Below are 4,370 nucleotides of genomic sequence, written 5' to 3'. Positions count from 1 at the left end.
ATGAACATAGCAGCGATGACAAAAATCCTTTGTCTTATGATCAGATCAGTAGGGCCCTATGGACCGACGGAAATTTTGAGTTCTACATTTACGTCACCAAAGGTAAGAGAACAGGCTCAGTAGATGGAGCGCAAAAGATTATATTATCTGTAAATCCGACTGAAGTTTTCAGTTTCAAAAAGATATTACACTCAATAAAAGGAGGTGGTATATTTCACCGAGATAAACACACCTATAGGATTGAATCTCCCGCAGATATAGAAGCAAAGTGGTATTTCCCATATAATGGTGCGGGCGTGGCTTTGGAGAAATGGGACGTCTCTGAGGAATCCATGAATATAAATTTCCAGATTATTGAAAGAGATGATGCTGAGACTATTGAAAAGTCTTATAGTTATAAAAACACGTATTCTAACAGTCTAAATTTTAAAATAGATGCAGGAATTGGGCTTTCAGATAAATTAAAGATAGATTTAGGTTTTGGATATACGTCAACAAACTCAACAGAGAAAACAGAAACGACCAAAATTCTTACTACGAAAAATAGTGATGATCTAGGAACCTTAACTCTTTATTTTTCAGATCCAATATTAAGAACGAATGCAAATGAAAAGAAAATTGGCGATGGCCCATGGTTTTTTGACAATGCTTATACAATGAGCAATGGAGCAGTAACTATGCAGGTACTTCCAAAGAAACTTTAAACTAATTATTGATTGTCTCCTGTAATTATTTAGGTGCAGGAGATATTAATTTATATCTATGAAATATCTACTTCCATTGCTTTTCGGCCTAATTTTTTTAAGCTGTTCAGATAAGAATGAAGCGTTAACTTCGGATCGAGATGACACTTATTTCTTTGGTCAGATTGCCGGTGATTCTTACGATGTAAAGAATGATAGGATAACTGACAAATACATAAAGACAATCCAAGAATTGCCTATATATAAATTTGTCTTTCAGCATTCTATTTATGAGCCTACTATATCACCTGAAAAATCCAGTATAGTTTTAGCCGTAGATATCTTGGATCCAGCACCAGGAAAGAATTACAATTTTAGAAAAGGTACTTCGCAAGATAATGATGGATTAATTGGGATTTCTTGTGAAACTGTCATGAAAGCAGACTTAAATTCTCCCGATTATAAAAGGAATTATATTCCTAATATTAATAGGGAAAAGATAGTAGCTACAATTGAAAAGGTAGATTTCACCATTTTAGACAATGGAGTGAAAATAGTTGAAGGAACCATAAAAGGCACCCTATATAATGCATTCGATAATAGAGATAGTATTAAAATGGATGTACATTTTCGTACAAAATATTATGAGAATGAGAAGTAAATTAATAAGATTTATCATATTGGTTATAGTTATACTTACTACCGCTTGTGACAAAGGTGAGTTGCCTGATATTGAGAAGTCTCATTCGATTACTATAATCTATTTGGAAGCGAACAATAATCTCAGAGCCGAGGCACTGAAAGCTCTCAATGATCTTGAAATAGGTATTGGTAAGGATATGAAGAGTGTAGGGACTGTATTGGCATATATAAAGAACACTGATAAAATTGGTTATTTGCTAAATATTCAACCTGACAATGACCCTTATACGATAAATAGTGATACAATCAAAATTTTTGAATCAACATCTAAGTCAGATGGGGGGCAGATGAAAAGAGTACTTTCTTTTATTAAGGAGTCCTATAAAGCAGAAGATTACAACCTGATCTTATGGTCACATGGCACCTCCTGGACTCCAGCTAGGAATCCATCTCCTTCTATTGGGGCATTGTCTTTTGGCGAGGACAGAGGTCAGAACATTGATCTTTTAGAAATTAAAGATGCATTACCTATGCAATTTAACTATATTATTTTTGATGCCTGTGCTATGGCCAGTATAGAAGTATTATATGAGTTAAGACATAAAGCGAAATATATCATAGCATCTCCGACAGACGTTCTATCTGAGGGATTTCCATATCAGAATATTGTCGAATTTTTTGGAAGGGCAACAAAACAAAATGTTATCCAATTGGCAACCAAATATTTTGAATATTATGACCAAAGATCTGGACTTCTTCGTTCCGCAGCAATTTCAGTGACAGACTTATCGAAGCTTGAAGAACTTTCTTCTTGTTTGGATTCCATAAATCAAAAACAAAATCACCTATTTAAAACCGCAGGTATCCAGAGATTGGATTTTACGCAAGGGTTCCCTGTTCAATTATATGATTTTAAAGATTTTATTGATCATACTTATTCGGATAAGGATAAATTAAGAATAGATGAAATTTTGAAAAAAACACTTATTTATAGAAATCACACTCCTGAATTTCTTGGGAATAGGATTGATGCTTTTTCCGGCATGACTATTTCATTGTTAAAGCGATCTGATGTATTTTTTCCATATTATTCGGGTTTGGAATGGAGCAAGAAGACAAATATTGATCTTGTGAAATAGGGACCATAGCATTGTCTCATTTCAATGCGGTCATTGACGCGATAAATTGGAAAGTAATTGGTATTAAAAGGGCTTAAAATTAGCGGTTCCAGACCGCTAATTTTTATTTCAAGATAATTTCCTCAAGCTAGAGCATTCAAATTCTCTGAGCGGCCCTTACGGGCCAAAGATGCATTTATAGGCGATATTATTATAGATATAAATATTCGCTTAAGTCTTCACAGTCGTTAACTAATGCTTGTAGATATTTTGAACGTTCATCGGGTGATAATGATTCATTTTCATATTTTTTTACCTTTTTGCAAAAAGAAATAATACTATCTAAAAGATTAGGATTGAGAATGTTGGGAATAATACTGGATAATTCTTTTTTATCATCATTACTAATTTTACTGCATTCCAAGAAACGGAAGATAAACTTTAACTCTTGAACCAGAAAATGGCTTACCCTGCTATAATCTTTAATAAAATCATCTTTTATTAATATATGCTCCATTTCTAAAGAATATGAACCTTCATAGTTATTTCCAACGAATTTTGTTATTAAATCCTCTAGTTTTTGGGACTTAATCTTTGATTTAATTAAATCATGCTGCTTGTAAATTAGATCTATGGCCCTTGTGTAGTCGGAATCGGCCTTATTATTTTTAATCTGTTCGGATTGATTATTATAGGTAATAAAGACTATGATGATCGTAAGAATATTTATGATGAGTGCAGTTGAAGCGATTGAGGCGTTTATCCCATTATAACCATCTTTCGGATCCTCTACATAATACTCAAATAACCCAAGTGCAGCGCATGTGATTATAAGAAAGAAAAATGTGATTCCAATAACAAAAATAGGATAGAAGATTTTAGAGCTTATTTTTTTGATCATTTTGATTATTAAATTGTTTAGGCTAATTTAAAGATTTTGGCTTATTATTTATCCAAATAATTAATTTAGGTACTACCTGATTAATTGTCAACTATCCATTCTATACATTATTATATTCCCTTAAATCAAAATTTAAGTATGGCAGATAACGAAGGATTACAAAGAGAAATAACAATTGAAAAAGCTAGAAAAATTCTTGGAAAAAATGGTGTGTTAATGGAGAAAAAAAAGATTGAATCCTTTTGGATTATATGTATTTGTGTCTAAATTGATTGTAAATCAAAGCTTTATTAAGAAATGAAATATTACTGAAAGCAATGGTAAAAAGACCATTGTTATAGATAACAAACAAGCCGATATAATTCGATGTGCGTTTGAAATGATTGAATTGGCAAAATTTATATTAGGATCGATTTATTGGACTGCCAAAAATAAAGGCTTAAGACGTAAAAAAAATATTTTTTACACTTAATTAGGACTCCGATGTATTGCGAAAGGTAGAAGTGCTTATTATAATTATTACCATTGTTCGTCCAGCTGTGTTTATAGAGTGAAAGCAGAAGTTGTAAACGATGAGTTGATCAGCTTTCTAAAACAGTATTCCTTAAATCCAAATTTTAAGGAGCTGTTCGGACACATTGTAATAGATAGTTACAAACAGATTTATAATACTGAAGGTTTGAAAACTGATATCATCCTTGAAATTGATAAATTGGAGGATAAACTAATATTCCACACGGACTAACCTCCCTTCAAAATTTAAATATAGTTTTTCCGAAGTAAAAGAAATGGTCTGGAATTCTATGGAGAAACTTTGTAATGTTTCAAAGCTGTTTATAGATGCAAATGTTAGCAGTAAACGGAGATTGATATCATTAATTCTTCGAGACAAGTTTAGCTATGAAAATCTGAAACTTCGAACCGCTAATACGAGTGAATTATTTTAAACTATCTATTTGATTAAAGGAATACTAAGAAACAAAAAAGGCAGATCATTGATCTGCCTTTTGGGTAAGTAATCGGGCT

At 32.2% G+C, this 4,370-nt stretch carries 5 protein-coding genes; 4 read left to right on the top strand and 1 reads right to left on the bottom strand.

The features are described from left to right. The 3 genes from B3C94_RS05475 to B3C94_RS05465 form a co-directional block, all read left to right on the top strand. Positions 1–704, top strand: a 704-nt coding sequence (locus B3C94_RS05475; protein ID WP_293900222.1) for a hypothetical protein, incomplete at its 5' end; no start/stop codon positions are given. Positions 705–762: 58 nt separating this feature from the next. Next, the gene (locus tag B3C94_RS05470) at positions 763–1,344 is read left to right on the top strand and encodes a DUF5025 domain-containing protein (protein WP_293900219.1); all 582 of its coding nucleotides are present in this window, start codon (positions 763–765) and stop codon (positions 1,342–1,344) included. Next, a complete protein-coding gene (locus tag B3C94_RS05465) occupies positions 1,334–2,464 on the top strand; it encodes a clostripain-related cysteine peptidase (RefSeq protein ID WP_293900216.1) in 1,131 nt (376 codons plus the stop codon). The genes B3C94_RS05470 and B3C94_RS05465 overlap by 11 nt, the downstream gene beginning before the upstream one ends. Before the next feature lie 190 nt (positions 2,465–2,654). On the opposite strand, the gene B3C94_RS05460 is transcribed toward B3C94_RS05465, so the two are convergent. Then, complete coding sequence (locus B3C94_RS05460) at positions 2,655–3,344, bottom strand: hypothetical protein (protein WP_293900213.1); 690 nt, start codon at positions 3,342–3,344, stop codon at positions 2,655–2,657. Between the two features lie 138 nt (positions 3,345–3,482). On the opposite strand from B3C94_RS05460, the gene B3C94_RS05455 reads away from it, so the two are divergent. Then, on the top strand, positions 3,483–3,611 hold the full coding sequence (locus tag B3C94_RS05455; RefSeq protein ID WP_293900210.1) for a hypothetical protein: 129 nt from the start codon (positions 3,483–3,485) through the stop codon (positions 3,609–3,611). Positions 3,612–4,370 lie beyond the last annotated feature (759 nt).

This window comes from Sphingobacterium sp. UBA5670, from assembly GCF_002420705.1.
GTDB lineage: Bacteria > Bacteroidota > Bacteroidia > Sphingobacteriales > Sphingobacteriaceae > Sphingobacterium.
Note: the sequence above shows the minus strand (reverse complement) of the source record. Positions and strands in the feature narration are given on the sequence as shown.

Coding starts and splice junctions, on each gene's coding strand:
- B3C94_RS05470 (WP_293900219.1), top strand. CDS start 763: ATGAAATATCTACTTCCATTGCTTTTCGGCCTAATTTTTTTAAGCTGT.
- B3C94_RS05465 (WP_293900216.1), top strand. CDS start 1,334: ATGAGAAGTAAATTAATAAGATTTATCATATTGGTTATAGTTATACTT.
- B3C94_RS05460 (WP_293900213.1), bottom strand. CDS start 3,344: ATGATCAAAAAAATAAGCTCTAAAATCTTCTATCCTATTTTTGTTATT.
- B3C94_RS05455 (WP_293900210.1), top strand. CDS start 3,483: ATGGCAGATAACGAAGGATTACAAAGAGAAATAACAATTGAAAAAGCT.